This window comes from Winogradskyella sp. (assembly GCF_028282165.1).
Lineage (GTDB): Bacteria > Bacteroidota > Bacteroidia > Flavobacteriales > Flavobacteriaceae > Winogradskyella.
In genome coordinates this window covers 40,708-57,048 of record NZ_JANQIM010000025.1, presented here as the reverse complement: position 1 = coordinate 57,048, position 16,341 = coordinate 40,708, and the positions used below count along the sequence as shown (strand labels likewise).

Sequence of the window (16,341 nt, the reverse complement as noted above, 5' to 3'; positions counted from 1 at the left end):
AATAATGTGCATATTTGCGTCATGATTGCTTAATTCAACTTTCGGAAAAATCGTCACCACTTCATGTGATGTAAGAGTGTTAAACAAAATGATTTGTTTAGCCATGGTTCAATAGTTTATTCTTATGTTATGCAATCCAATAAAATTTCAATAAAACAATTTTTTAAATATTTAAGAATCGCAGTTTCTGGTAAGGAGCAGAATTTTACTTCAGGTAGTATTCGGAGAGCAGTGTTTATGCTTTCTATTCCAATGATTTTAGAGATGCTCATGGAATCTATCTTTGCTATTGTAGATATATTTTATGTATCCCAAGTCAGTGTAAATGCCGTTGCAACTATAGGTCTAACCGAATCCGTAATTACTTTGGTGTATGCTGTAGCTATAGGTCTTAGTATGGCAGCTACAGCTATTGTGGCTAGGCGAATCGGTGAACAGGATCGGGAAGGAGCTTCGCAGGCCACAGTGCAGGTGATTGGTCTAGGTATTTTGGTAGCTGCTATTATAAGTGTAATAGGCATCTTTTTTCCAAAGGAGATATTGCAATTAATGGGAGGCGAGCCAGATTTAATTGCTGAAGGTTATGGCTATACGCAAGTACTGCTTGGCGGAAATGTAACTATAATGCTCTTATTTTTGATCAATGCCGTTTTTAGAGGTGCAGGGGACGCCTCAATTGCCATGTGGGCTTTGGTGTTATCCAATGGGTTGAATATTATCTTAGATCCAATCTTTATTTTTGGACTCGGTCCGATACCAGCTTATGGCGTAAAAGGTGCTGCCATAGCGACGACCATTGGTAGAGGTACAGCAGTAATATTTCAGTTACTGGTGCTGTTTTATGGTTGGAGTAAGATAAAGGTAGGATTGAGGGATATCGTCCTTAGAGTTACGGTAATGCTGAATCTCATTAAGGTATCCTTAGGTGGAATAGGGCAATTCTTAATTGGTACATCATCCTGGGTGTTTTTAATGCGCATTATGAGTGAGTTTGGAAGCGAAGTGTTAGCAGGTTATACGATTGCTATTCGTGTAATGATGTTTACTTTAATGCCAGCTTGGGGTATGAGCAATGCAGCGGCTACTTTAGTAGGGCAGAATTTAGGAGCCCAAAAACCTGATCGTGCAGAAGCATCAGTTTGGAAAACAGGTAAGTACAGCGCCATTTTTATGGGCTTTGTTTCCGTAGTTTATCTCATTTTTGCTCCTGAGATTATCTCATGGTTTACCCAAGAGCCAGAAGTAGTTAAAAATGGTGCGTTATGTCTTAGAATCATTGCTGCAGGCTATGTGTTCTATGGCTATGGAATGGTAATTATTAATGCCTTTAATGGTGCTGGAGATACTAGGACACCAACTTGGATAAATTTTATTTGCTTTTGGCTGTTTCAGTTACCACTAGCTTATTTGTCGGCTATGTCATTGGATTTAGGGCCATTAGGTGTTTTTATAGCCATTACTTTGGCAGAAGTATTGATTACGATCTTAGGTTTGGTTTGGTTCAAAAAAGGACTTTGGAAGGCAGTTAAAGTATAACAAAATAAAAAGCCTTTCCAACACGGAAAGGCTTTTTGACCTAATTAAACTAAGATTAAGCTTCAGATGTTTTAGTAGTAGAAGCAACAGCTAAGCTGTAGACAACTAATCCGAAACCTATTTTATTAACAGCGTCACCTATGTTGTATATAACATCCATGTTAAGCCCTAATCCAGCTAAACCATCATACCAACCTTCTGTTCCCGCCATATAACCTAAAGGATAGATTGCCCATCCAACCAACACAAACCAACATAGTGTTTTGTGCGCCTTTAATACAGCGCCACCGGCTTGTTCTGCCAACTTCTTTGCAGCACCAAACCAAATGATGTAGACAATGGCAAAGTATGCCACACCAGAAATGAATCCCCAAATCGCTGGTCCAGGTGCTGATGTATGTACAGCTTCACCAAAGTAACCCGTAACGAGCATTACTACAGATAAAAAGATCAGCTGCCACATTAGTGATTTCTTAGCGCCAGCAACCTTGAGAATGAGGTAAAACTCAACACACATTAACGGTACGGTAAGAACCCAGTCTACATACCTAAAGAATGTTGGAGATTCGGCAAACGAAGCCCAATAATCTCTCATATACCAATAATGTACTGCGGCAATAAATGTAATTAGTCCTGATACTAGGATAGAAGTTCTCCATTTTTTATCAAAACTATTCATTGATAAAAAGAAAAAGGCCGAGGCGGCCATCATGGCCATACACCCAACAAAGAATGTGAAGCCAACGTAATCATCAGTAGCAATTCTCTGTGTGCCATCGATGAGCATGGTTAGTAATTTCATAACAATAATTTTTTTGTTCAAGCAAATTTAAAAATAGTTAAACAAAAAATGTTTAAAGTTTTCATAAAAAAATTAAACAAAATGTAATATTGCTACCTTTGTATTATGAAATTCCCAATTTTTAACTTAATATTTACGGTTTTCTTATTTTGGTTGACCATTCAGTTGGAAGCCTCTTATGAGGAGTATTTATCATACTTTTTTATATTGACAATTGGAATCATTCATGGCTCAAACGATATATCATTAATAAAAGTTGTAAAAAAACAGAATAGACTTCCTTTTAAGTATCTTTTGTTCTATGTAGGATTGATCGTTATCAATATTGCAGCATTTTTGATTTCTCCCACATTAGCTTTGCTTTTTTTCATATTTATAAGTTGTTATCATTTTGGGGAGCAACATTTTCATAATCGGATTAAAAGACACGATATGCTGTCTAAATTACTTTTCTTGAGTTATGGGAGTTTAATATTTGGACTACTTTTTTACTTTAATTCCGAAAGTACATCTATAATAATCAATGACTTAATAGGGTATTCTTTAACAGAGGTTCAATTTCTATGGTTTATGGCAATAGGGATAGCTTCAACAGTAGTATTATATAGTCTGAATTATAAGAATTTTAAAGAGAGTTCCAATCACTTTCAGGAAATATTTTTGATTTTGTTATTTGCCATACTTTTTAAGCTTGCAGCACTTTTGTGGGCTTTCGCTATATATTTTATAGTATGGCATTCTTTACCTAGTCTTATGGATCAAATTAAAACACTTTATGGTGAATCTAATAAAGTCAATATTGTTCATTACATAAAATCGTCATTTGTTTATTGGTTAATTTCAATATTGGGTCTAATACTGTTATATATAGCTACTACTTATTTTGAAATAAATTTCATAACGGTCTTCTTCGCTTTTTTGGCAGCAATAACTGTTCCTCATGTTATTGTAATGTACTTTTTAAATAAGAATTGAGGTTTCCTTAAAAATTTTAAAACTCTTATTTTTATGATATGAAAAGATTAGGACTAAATACCATTTGTGCACATGTTGGTCAGTTAAAGGACGAACAATTTAAAGGGTCAGTTTCGCCGATATACTTAAGCTCTTCTTATGAGTTTTTGGATGTTGATGTAAAACGCTATCCGAGGTATTTTAATACACCAAATCAAGAACATCTTGCCAAAAAGATAGCAGCACTAGAGCACACAGAAGCTGCTCTAATTTTTGGTTCTGGTATGGCGGCCATTAGCCATATGTTTTTTGCTTTTTTGCAAAAAGGAGATCATCTGGTGGTACAAAATACCTTATACGGCGGAACGGTTAACTTCATCAAGGAAGAGTTTCCTAAGTATGGTATTGAGTATACATTTACCAATGGCTATGAGGTTGAGGATTTTGAGGCTGCCATTAAAGCAAACACAAAATTAATTCATATTGAAACACCATCAAATCCATTATTAACAATTACAGATATTAAAGCTGTGGTTAAACTGGCAAAATCTAAAAGTATTTTAACATCCATTGATAATACATTTGCATCACCAGTTAACCAGAATCCTATTGATTTTGGCATTGATATGGTTATGCATTCGGCGACGAAGTATTTTGGAGGCCATAGTGATATATGCGCTGGAGCAGTTGCTGGGAAATACGAGCATATAGAACGTATCTGGAATGTAAGCAAGAACTTAGGCGGAAGTCTTAGCGATATGACCGTTTGGATGCTAGAACGGAGCATGAAGACCTTAGGCTTACGAGTAAAAGCACAGACTAATAATGCTATGAAATTGGCCAAATGGTTGCAAAAGCACCCAAAGATCAGCAAGGTCTATTATCCAGGTTTAAAATCGCATCCTGAGCATAAATTGGCCAAATCACAAATGAAAGGCTTTGGAGCCATGTTGTCTTTTGAATTAACAGAAGATTTGGATGCCTACGAATTTCAGAAGGCATTACAATTAATAAAGCCCTCTATGAGCTTAGCAGGTATTGAAAGTACGGTTATTTCACCACATCTAACCTCCCATGCATTATTGACTCAAGAAGAACGTGAAGCCGTTGGCATAAGTGATCAGTTAATACGATTCTCTGTAGGTATTGAAGCGTTTAAGGACTTAAAGAAAGATATCAATCGGGCTATAGCTGCGCTAGCTTAGTTTTTGGTTTTCGGGAATCCGTCTTAATACTGATTCCGACCTGTATTCTGTTCAAATTGTTTTTTCTAATGTGCTGTTTTAAATAGCCTATTTGAAGTCGGGAGTTTTTCAATACGTTAATACCGATCCCGGCATAAAACCGATTTTCATGAAACACCTGATCTTGAAAATTCACAAAGGGTTCCTCAGACACTAGAATAAAAAACGTTTTGCTTAGCTCATACTTAACACTCAAGCGATAACGGAAGCGGTTTTGAAGCTCGTTTCGGTCTGAAAAATCTAAAAATCGATGTTCTAAACGTGTGCGATGGAGAACGCTGAACTTAGAAACTTTGTGCGAAACGGTGTATTGCTCAAAAATACGATGCTCATGTATATTAGGTTCATTATCAAACTCAAAAACAGTGTCGATATCTAAATAGGCATAACCAATACCTATAGTTTGATTTGCACTAAAATGATAGTTTCCTCTTAGTGATACAAAAGCCAAATTGTAATTAGATGAGGGTTCATAAAACCGTAATTCTGTGTAAGGATTAAGACTTATACGTTCACTTAATCTGTGGTGGCTTCCGTAGGTATACCAAGAACCAAGGTGATTTTCGGAAGGATTTTGTGAAAATAAATGAATAGCGAATAGAAAGAAGAAAAGAGGGAAAAGTAGGGGTTTCATTGTGGGTGATTAATAAAGAGGAGCTCTTTTCGAGCTCCTCTCAGTCATGGAATTATTAAACGTGGTCGTTTAAGTGATGGTGTTCATCAATTAATGGACCGCCTTCTATGATTTGATCTGAAGCTTCACTCGCAAATTTTTCAAAATTCAAGTGGAAAGAATGCGCTAATTGTATAGCTTTACTTATATAAGCTCCTTTTTGTAACCAAGTATTCATTGGGTCTAACATTTCCGTTGGAACATTAGGGCAATACTTCGGCATAAATAATCCAAATATTGGATGTTGTTCAAAATCTACATTATCTAAGTCTCCATTAAGAATGGCTGTTATCATAGCTCTTGTATATTTAAGTTTTATGCGAGAACCCACACCATATGGGCCACCGCTCCATCCTGTATTTACTAACCAAACGTTAACTCCAGCTTCTTGCATTTTTGCACTTAACATTTCAGCATATTTTGTTGGGTGTAATGGCATAAATGGTTCACCGAAACATGCTGAGAAAGATGGTACCGGCTCTGTAATTCCTGCTTCTGTACCTGCTACTTTAGCTGTGTAACCAGATATAAAGTGATAAGCGGCCTGACCAGGAGTTAACTTCGATACTGGAGGTAATACACCAAATGCGTCACAAGTTAAGAAGAAGATATTCTTAGGGTTATCGGCATAAGATGGTGTTTGTATATTATCTATATGATATAATGGATAACTTACCCGAGTATTCTGTGTAATGGTGCTATCAAAATAATCTACCTCATTATTGTCCTTAAAGATCACATTTTCAAGAATAGCACCCGGCTTTATAGCTCTATAAATGTCTGGTTCTTTTTCTTCTGTAAGGTCTATACATTTCGCATAACATCCACCTTCAAAATTAAAGATTCTATTTTCAGCTGTCCAACCATGCTCATCATCACCAATAAGTTTACGGTCTGGATCGGCAGATAAAGTAGTTTTACCAGTTCCTGATAAACCAAAGAAAATAGCAGTTTCGCCATCTTCGCCAACATTAGCTGAACAGTGCATTGGTAATACGTTTTTATCAACAGGTAAAATCATGTTAAGGGCAGAGAAAATACCTTTTTTCATTTCGCCTGTATAGGCAGAACCACCTACAAGTGCTATCTTCTTAGTAAAATTAAGTATGGAGAAGTTACCTTGTCTAAGTCCACGTTTAGCTGGTTCTGGGCATTCGTAACCAGGTGCACAAAGTACCAACCACTCTTCTTCAAAGTTCTCTAATTCTTCGGCTGTTGGTCTTAAGAACATATTATAAATAAACATATTAGACCAAGGGTATTCAGTTATAGTTCTTACACCCATTCTATATTTAGGGTCGGAGCATACAAAACCATCTCTAGCAAAAATCTCTTTACCACTGAGGTATTTTTCTATTTCAGACTGTAAATAATCAAAATTTTCAGGAGATATGCCTTTATTTGTTTTTCCCCACCAAACTCTATCTGTTGTATAATCATCTTTAACTAAGAATCGATCTTGAGGTGAACGTCCAGTAAATTTCCCAGTATTAATGGCCAATGTACCATTTGCAGTCTCTTTCCCCATTCCCTTTTCTACGGTAATGGCTTGTAATTCTTCTGGCGATAAATTCCAATGAACTTTAGAATCTATTATGCCATACTTAGTGAGGTCTCTAGTTTTCATAATTGGTTCTTTTAATAATGTTTCCATGATTATATGTTTGTGATTTTTTTGCGAAAGAAAGATTTATGAGTATCATAAATAATATTTATGAATGCATAAAGTTACTTCGTTTAAGACCAAAAATCTATGATATTTATCATGCTTGTTTTTTGAGTTTTAAGAACTATGAAAGCCATGTCAAATAAGGATTAATGCATCCAAAAATCCTTATTCGACATTATTTATCCTCACTTTTATATAACAGATTGAATATTAATGACTTTTAAATTATTTTACATATTCATTAAAAATTCTTTCGTAATCTTCTACCGTACCACGGTTCAAACAGCATTCAATAATTTTTTGACCCAATGGATGTAGATTTTCATCTTGAAACTGAGCTAAAGTTTTCACGAAGAAATCATACAACATTTCAGCACCTTGATCATAAGCTTCAGTTCCAACTTCTTCTTGTCTTTCGACCTTTAGGAATCTTCTAGAAACTCTTACTCCTTCTACTTTCATTGAATTTAAACTATAACCTAAAAGACTACATCTCGATGGGCTTATTTGTTCCTCGTTAAAATCAGCATTTCCACGTCTAGCCAAAAATTCTCTACTTATCCATTGTGGCATGAAACTAGTTTTCCAAGCACCAATATGTTGGTTTGGTGTTAGAATATATTTTACACCTGGGGTTCTAATTATTTGCTCTAGGAGTAAATTTGCTTGTTTTACTTTCTTACCGGTAGCGAATGGCCAATAGCTTCCAACGCCTTCACTACTAATGCCTTCGGTTTGAATAATACTAGGATTGGCATGTCCTCTTGGTGCTACTAAACGCCAGAGCCAAGCTAGAGCTGGTGGTAAAACATGCATTAATCCAACGATACCATAATTGGGCTCTTCCTTACTACAAGGTGGAGTTCTTAATCCGATACTTCTAATATCTACTCTTACTGGTCCTGAATACACTCCTGGCATGGCGTCCCTTGGTAAAATCACTCTTGGGTTTGGGCACGGTACTCCTGGTTCATCCTCAACATGATCCCAAATCATCGCTCTTCCACCTGGTACAGCTTCAATATTTAAAAATAAAAGCGGCTGCTCAGATTGAGCTGTAATTTTCTCAAGTGTTATATCCGTTCCGTATTTTTTTATGTGATCTACTCTAACAAACCAAGCATCTTCAGCATCTTCGAGCCAAAGTTTTTTAGCATCCTGTTGTAGGTTAGGGTGACATAAGGCCATATCATCTGTCACAGGATTCAAATCGCAGGTTCTAGGAAGCTCTAAGGCGAATTCTTCGTTAGTAAAAATATTCTTTCCAAGCAAGATTCTACCATTATCAAGCCTATGTGGCTGCTGTAGCATCTCACTTTTTCCTCCACCACTAGCACCCTCGTGCATAACTGTTATGACGTTATCATAAGGTGTGGTTACTCTTACGGCAGAGCAGTGTGCAGTTACCCAACCTTCATCTTCACCTTTACCAATTAACATACCATAGACTCCTTTTTTTGCACTTGGTCCTGGATAAAGATTATAGGAGAACATTTCATATTTACCGGGTATTCTGTTGTGTACAACAACTTGTTTTCCCTCAAAATGCGTATGTCTAAATGGAGGTGCCACATAAATAACAGCCTCTGGTGAGAAATCCTCAGGCAAGTCCGTATAATCTAAAATTCCTTGTAAGAGCGCTAAGCCCAGTCCAAAGAAACCGCAATTAGCTGGGATAACCGCTACGGCATTATAGCCCATACCTGGTTGACCAGCATTAAAGTAAAACATGGCCAAGTCTTGTTTCTTTAACCATTCGAATGTTTCTTCTCTTAGGGCATCAAAATTGGTTCCAAATCTATCCTTGAATGTAGGTTTATCCGTAGGCCGGTCATCAGCTATTACCATACAATCTGGATCGCGTCTACGCATATAAACCTCTTTATAATTTGCAGCTATACCATTTTTAGTTCGCATGACGTCCACTTCGTGATAACTGCTTCCATCTGGCAAATCAAAGCGAACTTCTTTAGTTTTGTTTAGCTCATCACCAACGGCAAGATCTACAAGTTCATCAACGTTCCTCGCCACAGTAATACTTGGTGCAACATCAATTAACTCTCGTAATTCTGAAATGTTACCAACAGGTAAAGTATCTTTTTTTAATTCTAATGTTTCCATAACTGTTTGTTTAATGTTCTGTTATCTTTTTTATCTATTTACTTTTTTATTTACTCCACTTAAAATGGCCAAATCAATGGCACTAATGTTAATGTTGTTATTAAGAATAGTAGAAGTAATGGTGCTCCTACTTTTACGTAATCTTTAAACTTATAGCCTCCACCTGTCATCACCATAGCATTGGTTGTTGTACCTACGGGGGTTAAGAAAGCAGTAGAGGCACTTATTGCCACAGCAATCATAAAAGGCGCGGCAGATAAGCTCAAGGTATTTGCGGCTATAATAACAATTGGTGCCATTAATACAGCTGTAGCAGAATTGTTAATGACTTGGCTAAATGTTGTCGTTAAAAGGAATACACCTCCCAATAAAACTATAGGATGTAAAGTTCCCAAAGTCTCCACTAAGCCATTAGCAATGAGCTCAGCAGTACCTGTTTTTTGTAATGCGAGTCCCATTGGTATCATGGCAGCAATCATGACAACGCTTATCCAACTAATGCCCTTATAGGCTTTAGTAATAGGCACGCAGCCTGTAATTAAAATAATACCTGCTGATATTAATGCAGCTATGGCACCTGGAACAACATTCATTACTAATAGCACTATCATCAATACAAGTGCAAAAAGTGCGATGTAGGATTTATGTGTCAAATTGGTGACTGTTTTTGCCATCCCTTCTGGGCTTCCTATAATGACCAGATTTTCGTGGTGTGATTTTAATTGTTCTATATCACTCCAAATACCTCGGATTAAGAAAGCATCGCCAGCTTTAACTACTATTTCACGATCGGTAAATGCTTTGTTATTTCTGGAGGCAGCCATAAGTTGTACACCAAAGCGTTTAAAGAAACGACCAATTCTTACTTTTCTTCCCACTAAAGTCGATTTTGGTGTAACTATAATTTCTGTCATTCCAACCTCCTGATTTATAAGGTTGTTTCTTAGCTCGTCTGCAATAGGTTCTAATGGTAAAAGACCTAATCTAAATCTAATCATTAAGGCGTTTATGGCTTTGGTATCACCTTTAACTGTTATAATATCATGATACTTAAATTCTGTATCATTGGATGGAAATTCAATGAAAGGGTCGTTGCCTCTTAAGCGATTTGGATGACGTCGTTTTATTCTTAAAATAGAAACATGGTGATTGTCTTCAAAATGCCATTGACCGAGTGTAGTTCCTAGTAAGGGAGATACCGAACGTACTCTAAGTCGATAATAGTCATCATCTACTTTATAAGCTTCAATCCATTTATGCAGTGTAGTGCTTATATCCACAGGTTTATTATTGGTCTTGTTGCTCGGTAATAATCTGTATCCTATATATCTAAAATAGATGAGTGCAATAAGTAACAAGGGCAATCCTATTAATGCGAATTCGAAGAAAGAAAAGCCTTCTATGCCACTTTCTAACATCGTGTTGTTAACAATAATATTAGGAGGTGTTCCCGTTAATGTTAATAAACCACCTGTATTAGATCCGAAGGCTACAGGCATTAAGAGCTTAGAGGGTAATGTTCCTATACTCCAGGCTGAAGATATGGTCACAGGCATCAATGTTGCTACTGTACCTGTATTGCTTACAACACTAGAGAGCAATCCTGAACCTAAGGTAGTAATCAGTAAAAGCTTAGTAGTACTTTTACCTGCCATTTTTATGAATTTTTGTCCAGCTAAAGCTGTCCATCCTGTTTGAGATAAACCTTCACCTATAATGAATAAAGCGGCAATCATAATTACCGTTGGGTTGCTAAAGCCGCTCAGGGTTTCCGTTAAATCGAGTATCCCGAAAAGAAATAAGCTTAACATAGAGAGTAAAGCAACAATATCTGGCGTAAATTTCCCCCAAATAAAAAGGATTATGGTAATGATTAAGATGGCCAGCATTAAATTCATATGATATCGACTAAGAATTACAGGGTAAAATTACTTGTAGAACAGTGCAATAATTATGATGAATGTCATGCTTTTTCGGAATTGCGAATTATTCAATTTTAGGGATGCATTTAAGAAGAAATATGGAGAGAATTTAAACGAAACCGTTTGCGTGATAAAAAGAAAACGGAATTCTATATCCTTTTTAATATTTTTGACAACAGAGAAAATAAAAAATCGTATGAAATTAGACATTTTAGCCATTGGAGCACATCCAGATGATGTAGAATTAGGTTGTGGAGCAACACTAGCCAAAGAAACCGCTAATGGCAAAAAAGTAGGGATCATAGATTTGACAAGAGGTGAACTCGGAACCCGTGGTACAGCAGAAACACGTGATGCTGAATCTACTGAATCTGCCAGAATTTTAAATATTACTATGCGTACGAATATGGAATTTGCCGATGGGTTTTTTAGCAATGATAAACAGCATCAGATCGAACTTATTAAAGAAATACGAAAGTATAAGCCCGAAATTGTAATATGCAATGCCATAGAAGATCGCCATATAGACCATGGAAGAGCAAGTCAATTGGTTAGGGATGCTTGTTTTTTAAGCGGTTTGCGAAAGATAGACACAAAGCACGAAGATGAAGATGATTGGCAATTGCCTTGGCGACCAAAAGCCGTGTATCACTATATTCAATGGAAAGATCTTGAACCAGATATTGTTGTTGATGTTACTGGATTTATGGACAAAAAAATGGAAGCTGTACTTGCTTATAAGACTCAATTTTTTGATCCGACTAGTAATGAACCGGAGACTCCGATTTCAAGTAAGAATTTTACGGATAGTATTACGTATAGAGCCAGAAATCTAGGCCGCCTTATCGGAACAGAATATGGTGAAGGTTTTACGGTTGAGCGTTATCCTGCGGTAGACTCTCTTTTAGATTTGATATAGGGATACAAAAAAAGCCCTTCATTTCTGAAAGGCTTGGTCTTTTCGGGTGGAAGATCGGTCTCGAACCGACGACCTCCTGAACCACAATCAGGCGCTCTAACCAACTGAGCTACAACCACCATTTTAATTAGGTTTGCAAATGTAAATGATTTACGTTTTTCTGCAAAACCTTTTTTTACTTATTTGATTTGTATCCTATGGTTTAGTGCTTTCTAAAGGCTTATCTACTATTATACGCTCTTTTCTATTTGCCAATTCCCATGCCGTGTGGAAGACCAAACGTGCTCTATTCTGCAATAAGTCATATTCAATTCTGTCCGCTGTGTCAGTTGGCTTGTGATAATCGTCATGGGTACCATTAAAATAGAAGATTACGGGAATATTATTTTTTGCAAAGTTGTAGTGGTCGGATCGGTAATAAAAACGATTGGGGTCATTTTCGTCATTATATTTATAATCTAATTCAACATTACAATATTTAGTATTGACGTCTTCTGAAATAGCATGTAATTCTGTACTCAATTTATCACTGCCGATGAGATAGACATAATTTCTGTCACCTTCTTCACGCTTAGGGTCTGTTCTACCTATCATATCAATATTTAAATTTGCAACTGTATTTTCTAACGGAAAAATGGGGTCGTAATCTGTGTAATACTTAGAACCCAAAAGTCCTTTTTCTTCGCCAGTAACATGCAGAAATAGTATAGAGCGTTTTGGACCATTGTCATCTTTTTCTGCCATTTTAAAGGCCTCAGCAATTTCAACGATTGCCACTGTACCAGAACCATCATCATCGGCGCCATTGTATATTTCACCATCCTTAACACCTTCGTGATCCAAGTGGGCAGAAATAACAACAATCTCATTAGGTTTTTCCGAACCTTTAATATAAGCTACTACATTTTCTGAAGATATGGTTTCCGATTTATTTTCTATGGATAAGTTAATATTTGTGTTTACAGTTTTAGGTATTTCATCTTCTAAGATTGAGTTATGTAGCGCTTTACCTAGATTTTCGTTGACCATAAGCATCATCATTTCTGGTTGATTACTTTTTAGGGAGAGGCGACCCAAAGCATTAAACATGGCTTGCCTTTGTAAATATGGTGCATATCTGGAGAATAAATAACTATCCATATAAATAAGTCCTTTGGCACCATTTTCTTTTGCTGCATCCCTTTTACTAGAGAGTGATTGGCGTCCGTAGGACCACTTTGTATTTTCAGTATTTCCTGAAGTTACATAATTACCGTTTGCATCTTTTGGTTCTCCGTCTTTGGCCAAAACTATTTTGCCCTTAACGTCTATATTTTTATAATCTGAATAATTGTCGGCATCAATGCCATAACCTACATAGACAATTTCGTCTTCCGAAATATCTACTTTGCCAGAAGCATTTAAAACGATATGATCTTCAAAACTCTTAAAATCAGTTCCATTGACTGAAATTTTAGCCTCGGTAACACTTTGTTTTTCTAAGGGCACTTCTTGAAAGTAGTCATCATTGCCTAGTGGTGTTGCAATATCTATAGATTTGTATAGGTCCTTTAGATACTGAACAGCCAACTTTTGTCCCTTTTCGCCTGTATCTCTTCCTTCGAATTCATCTGAGGCATACGTATAAAGTAGTTCTTTTAATTCGTCTGAAGTAATCGTGGCGCCATATTCTGTAGGGTCTACTGTTTTGGCTTCATTAGTCTGTATTGCAGTATTATTGCCTTTTGACGAGGTACCACAATTAACAAAGACAATATAGATACTAAGAAGTAATAGTTTCTTTTTCATTGTAAGGAGATTGAAATTTAAAAATACAAAAATCGAAATATCAAGACGTTTAGACCGTTTTGCTTTTAACAAACTTTAACGCTAGATGATTTCCCGTTTCAATTGAACTGGCGAATTTGCTAAGTACCAAGTCGTAGCAAAGATGAGCTTGGTTCGTTTTTCCAAAAGTTGATAATTTATTTTGTCTGCGGTATCGGTAGGTTTTGTATAATCTTCGTGTTCACCATTAAAAAAGAAAACCACAGGTATATCCTTTACTGCGAAATTATAATGATCTGACCTATAGAAATAGCGGTTTGGATCGCTATCTTCATTGTACTTATAATCTAAATTTAAGTTTATAAACTTTGAATTGGCTTCTTGTATAATAAAATGGAGCTCAGTACTAATGCGGTCTGCCCCTATAACATAAATGTAGTTTTCATTGTCTTGATGTCTTTCATCTACACGACCTATCATATCTATATTTAAGGTGCTAATGGTATTTTCTATAGGAAAAATAGGGTTGTTGGTGTAATAGCGTGAGCCATGTAAGCCTACTTCTTCGGCTGTTACATGAAGAAATACAAGGCTTCGCTTAGGACCATTTCCATCGTTTGATGCCATCTTAAAGGCTTCTGCCATTTCAAACACAGCAGCGGTGCCCGAACCGTTATCATCAGCTCCAGAATAGATCTCGCCGTCAACTGTGCCTTCATGATCAGAATGTGCTGTGATGTAAATATATTCATCCGGAAATTCTGATCCTTCAATATAGGCAATGACGTTTTGGGAGTCGTTTATGTCTTCTGGTAAGGCTTCTTTAGGGACTTTTTGATAATAATCGGGATGGGATTCTGGAGCCTTAATATTTAAAGATTTGTAATAATTTCTAATATAATCACAAACCTGGTTATGGCCTTCTTCTCCTGTCATCCGTCCTTCATATTTATCAGAAGATACTTCTTCTACATAAGTTTTTAATTGATCGGCATTGATAGTGCTTAAATACTGTTCTACAGTACTTTTATCCTCGTAGGATATACTTTCTTTTAAATTATCTATTCTTTCACTATGCCTAAGGGTAGAGCAAGAACCGACAAGAACAAGAGCTGAGGCAACTAAAAATTTCATGTAACTAATTGATTTGGTCAAAAATAAGTTAAAAGAGCGATATATTTTCTCACGTTGCTATAGAAATTCTAAAAATCCTCTTCAATTTCAATGCCTTCTAAAGTTTTTATAGAGTTTTCAAGATTTTCTTCGTCGCGTTGCTCTAGCTGTTTGGTATCACCAATTTCTGAAGTAGGATTGAAACTTTTATAAATGGTTAAAAACAAGGCGATTATAACCATTAGAAAAATATACTGAATGGTTTTTGTTTTGGTTTTCTCTTTTCTGGAAACCAACAAGACTAATACTCCGCTAACAAATGCTACAATAATTGGTGCTATGGCTAAGGTAGAAAGTGGAGTAACGGCTAAAACGACCGCTAAAATTGCTGTTACAAAACCTAAAATAATGAATAGTTTTTTTATCATTTCTATTTGCTTTTAATCTTGTTTGCCGTTTAATGTTTTAATCCAGTGGCGGATTCAATCTTTAATTCGCCGTTTCCAACTGCGATTTTAAACGTCGCGTATACTGGAATTTTATTGGCATCAGCTGTTAACCACAACAAGTTGTTATTATTCCCTTTTAAGGCATCACTTCCTTTAATGGATAGGGCTAGTTTGTAACATTCCTTTTTTCCAATTTTAGTCGCTATAGTTTCTTTACCGATATATCTTAATGTTATTGTGTTTTCTTGATTATCGAAAAGTATCGTAAAATTTTGTTGATCGCCAGGATTGGCTTTATGTATATCTAAGTTTCTAATGTAATACAATGTGCTTACAATATCTTTAGTCGATGGATTAATTTTTACACTTTTGTTCTCATCCCAGGTAGTACCATCCTTTCTTTTTTTACGTTTTAAGCTTGTTACCAATTTGGCTTTATGATTGTACTTGTATTGCATAAATTTGTAGTAGCCACCTTCGCTAATATCTCTCTTATATAAATAGGGTGTGAGTGTTTTGGGATTTACATAGCTTTCGTACAAATCCCTTATCTTAAAAAAGCCATCCCATTTTTTGTATGTAGTTGCTGTACATTTTAAGCGCATTAAAGTACTCTTAGATGTTTTTACCTCGCTGGTCTCCATTTTTACTTGGGCGATGTTTGTCATTAACCCCGACATATTATAAGATGCTGAATATACGAGTTTTTCACCCACTGCAATCGTTTTATTTTGAGCAGTACTAACGGCAGTGAAAAAAACCAATAGGAGTAATATATTTTGTTTCATGAAGATGGATTTGTGATAATAAAGTGTTTGATAACATATATTATGCCGAAAATACGACCCTTAGGTTAATGATGCTAATTTTATTTTCAAATTTGCTACACAAGATTAATAATGAAAAAACTAAAAAAACCTTTTGGCAACATGAAAAAGGGTTTTATATTTGCACCCGCTAGAGCGGTAAAGCATGTTTACTGGGCTGGTAAGTAATTGGAGAAATGGCAGAGTGGTCGAATGCACCGGTCTTGAAAACCGGCGAGGGTCACACCTCCGGGGGTTCGAATCCCTCTTTCTCCGCTCAGAGAATGAAAAATCATTCCAAAAGGCACAAAGGTCGCATAAGTTTACTTCTTAGCGACCTTTTAATTTTTACGCTTTTTAAAATCT

General features: G+C 36.1%; 13 protein-coding genes and 2 tRNA genes. 5 read left to right on the top strand and 10 right to left on the bottom strand.

Translation table 11 applies throughout. From position 1 onward, the window contains the following. The first annotated feature begins 129 nt into the window (after positions 1 to 129). Positions 130 to 1,536, top strand: coding sequence for an MATE family efflux transporter (locus Q0972_RS10195; protein WP_299365469.1), 1,407 nt, complete (start codon positions 130 to 132; stop codon positions 1,534 to 1,536). A gap of 55 nt (positions 1,537 to 1,591) precedes the next feature. Here the strand turns inward: Q0972_RS10195 and Q0972_RS10190 are convergent, their stop codons facing one another. Next, positions 1,592 to 2,338: a bacteriorhodopsin-like gene (locus Q0972_RS10190; RefSeq protein ID WP_299365467.1), complete on the bottom strand. Its 747-nt coding sequence runs from the start codon at positions 2,336 to 2,338 to the stop codon at positions 1,592 to 1,594. A gap of 105 nt (positions 2,339 to 2,443) precedes the next feature. Between Q0972_RS10190 and Q0972_RS10185 the strand changes: the two genes are divergently transcribed. Both Q0972_RS10185 and Q0972_RS10180 read left to right on the top strand, forming a co-directional pair. Next, positions 2,444 to 3,313 (top strand): Brp/Blh family beta-carotene 15,15'-dioxygenase, encoded by an 870-nt coding sequence (locus tag Q0972_RS10185; RefSeq protein ID WP_299365465.1) that lies wholly within the window; start codon positions 2,444 to 2,446, stop codon positions 3,311 to 3,313. 38 nt (positions 3,314 to 3,351) lie between these two features. Continuing rightward, positions 3,352 to 4,497: an aminotransferase class I/II-fold pyridoxal phosphate-dependent enzyme gene (locus Q0972_RS10180; RefSeq protein WP_299365463.1), complete on the top strand. Its 1,146-nt coding sequence runs from the start codon at positions 3,352 to 3,354 to the stop codon at positions 4,495 to 4,497. On the opposite strand, the gene Q0972_RS10175 is transcribed toward Q0972_RS10180, so the two are convergent. The 4 genes from Q0972_RS10175 to Q0972_RS10160 form a co-directional block, all read right to left on the bottom strand. Then, positions 4,478 to 5,170: a DUF2490 domain-containing protein gene (locus Q0972_RS10175; protein ID WP_299365461.1), complete on the bottom strand. Its 693-nt coding sequence runs from the start codon at positions 5,168 to 5,170 to the stop codon at positions 4,478 to 4,480. The two genes, Q0972_RS10180 and Q0972_RS10175, sit on opposite strands and share 20 nt — an antisense overlap. Before the next feature lie 55 nt (positions 5,171 to 5,225). Continuing rightward, positions 5,226 to 6,863 carry a phosphoenolpyruvate carboxykinase (ATP) gene (pckA, locus tag Q0972_RS10170; protein WP_299365459.1) on the bottom strand — a complete coding sequence of 546 codons (1,638 nt, stop codon included), beginning with the start codon at positions 6,861 to 6,863 and terminating at the stop codon, positions 5,226 to 5,228. Positions 6,864 to 7,103: 240 nt separating this feature from the next. Further along, positions 7,104 to 8,999 (bottom strand): DUF4914 family protein, encoded by a 1,896-nt coding sequence (locus Q0972_RS10165; protein WP_299365457.1) that lies wholly within the window; start codon positions 8,997 to 8,999, stop codon positions 7,104 to 7,106. A gap of 59 nt (positions 9,000 to 9,058) precedes the next feature. Further along, complete coding sequence (locus tag Q0972_RS10160; RefSeq protein WP_299365455.1) at positions 9,059 to 10,897, bottom strand: SLC13 family permease; 1,839 nt, start codon at positions 10,895 to 10,897, stop codon at positions 9,059 to 9,061. A gap of 220 nt (positions 10,898 to 11,117) precedes the next feature. On the opposite strand from Q0972_RS10160, the gene bshB1 reads away from it, so the two are divergent. Further along, positions 11,118 to 11,840, top strand: a complete 723-nt coding sequence (gene bshB1 / locus Q0972_RS10155) for a bacillithiol biosynthesis deacetylase BshB1 (RefSeq protein WP_299365454.1) — start codon at positions 11,118 to 11,120, stop codon at positions 11,838 to 11,840. 44 nt (positions 11,841 to 11,884) lie between these two features. Here bshB1 and Q0972_RS10150 read toward each other — a convergent pair. From Q0972_RS10150 to Q0972_RS10130, 5 genes are all read right to left on the bottom strand, one after another. Next, positions 11,885 to 11,960: transfer RNA gene (locus tag Q0972_RS10150), tRNA-His, on the bottom strand. Positions 11,961 to 12,035: 75 nt separating this feature from the next. Then, a complete protein-coding gene (locus Q0972_RS10145; protein WP_299365452.1) occupies positions 12,036 to 13,628 on the bottom strand; it encodes a M28 family metallopeptidase in 1,593 nt (530 codons plus the stop codon). An 81-nt stretch (positions 13,629 to 13,709) separates the two neighbouring features. Then, the gene (locus tag Q0972_RS10140) at positions 13,710 to 14,741 is read right to left on the bottom strand and encodes a M28 family metallopeptidase (protein ID WP_299365451.1); all 1,032 of its coding nucleotides are present in this window, start codon (positions 14,739 to 14,741) and stop codon (positions 13,710 to 13,712) included. 68 nt (positions 14,742 to 14,809) lie between these two features. Beyond that, positions 14,810 to 15,148, bottom strand: coding sequence for an FUSC family protein (locus tag Q0972_RS10135; protein ID WP_299365450.1), 339 nt, complete (start codon positions 15,146 to 15,148; stop codon positions 14,810 to 14,812). Between the two features lie 29 nt (positions 15,149 to 15,177). Further along, positions 15,178 to 15,957 carry a DUF3108 domain-containing protein gene (locus Q0972_RS10130; RefSeq protein WP_299365449.1) on the bottom strand — a complete coding sequence of 260 codons (780 nt, stop codon included), beginning with the start codon at positions 15,955 to 15,957 and terminating at the stop codon, positions 15,178 to 15,180. 209 nt (positions 15,958 to 16,166) lie between these two features. On the opposite strand from Q0972_RS10130, the gene Q0972_RS10125 reads away from it, so the two are divergent. Continuing rightward, positions 16,167 to 16,251 (top strand) — tRNA-Ser (locus Q0972_RS10125). Positions 16,252 to 16,341: the final 90 nt, after the last annotated feature.

Excerpts from the sequence above, each read along its gene's own strand:
- Q0972_RS10145 (WP_299365452.1), bottom strand. The coding sequence starts at position 13,628 with ATGAAAAAGAAACTATTACTTCTTAGTATCTATATTGTCTTTGTTAAT.
- Q0972_RS10130 (WP_299365449.1), bottom strand. The coding sequence starts at position 15,957 with ATGAAACAAAATATATTACTCCTATTGGTTTTTTTCACTGCCGTTAGT.
- Q0972_RS10190 (WP_299365467.1), bottom strand. The coding sequence starts at position 2,338 with ATGAAATTACTAACCATGCTCATCGATGGCACACAGAGAATTGCTACT.
- Q0972_RS10180 (WP_299365463.1), top strand. The coding sequence starts at position 3,352 with ATGAAAAGATTAGGACTAAATACCATTTGTGCACATGTTGGTCAGTTA.
- Q0972_RS10195 (WP_299365469.1), top strand. The coding sequence starts at position 130 with ATGCAATCCAATAAAATTTCAATAAAACAATTTTTTAAATATTTAAGA.
- Q0972_RS10140 (WP_299365451.1), bottom strand. The coding sequence starts at position 14,741 with ATGAAATTTTTAGTTGCCTCAGCTCTTGTTCTTGTCGGTTCTTGCTCT.
- Q0972_RS10175 (WP_299365461.1), bottom strand. The coding sequence starts at position 5,170 with ATGAAACCCCTACTTTTCCCTCTTTTCTTCTTTCTATTCGCTATTCAT.
- Q0972_RS10185 (WP_299365465.1), top strand. The coding sequence starts at position 2,444 with ATGAAATTCCCAATTTTTAACTTAATATTTACGGTTTTCTTATTTTGG.
- Q0972_RS10135 (WP_299365450.1), bottom strand. The coding sequence starts at position 15,148 with ATGATAAAAAAACTATTCATTATTTTAGGTTTTGTAACAGCAATTTTA.
- pckA (WP_299365459.1), bottom strand. The coding sequence starts at position 6,863 with ATGGAAACATTATTAAAAGAACCAATTATGAAAACTAGAGACCTCACT.
- bshB1 (WP_299365454.1), top strand. The coding sequence starts at position 11,118 with ATGAAATTAGACATTTTAGCCATTGGAGCACATCCAGATGATGTAGAA.
- Q0972_RS10160 (WP_299365455.1), bottom strand. The coding sequence starts at position 10,897 with ATGAATTTAATGCTGGCCATCTTAATCATTACCATAATCCTTTTTATT.
- Q0972_RS10165 (WP_299365457.1), bottom strand. The coding sequence starts at position 8,999 with ATGGAAACATTAGAATTAAAAAAAGATACTTTACCTGTTGGTAACATT.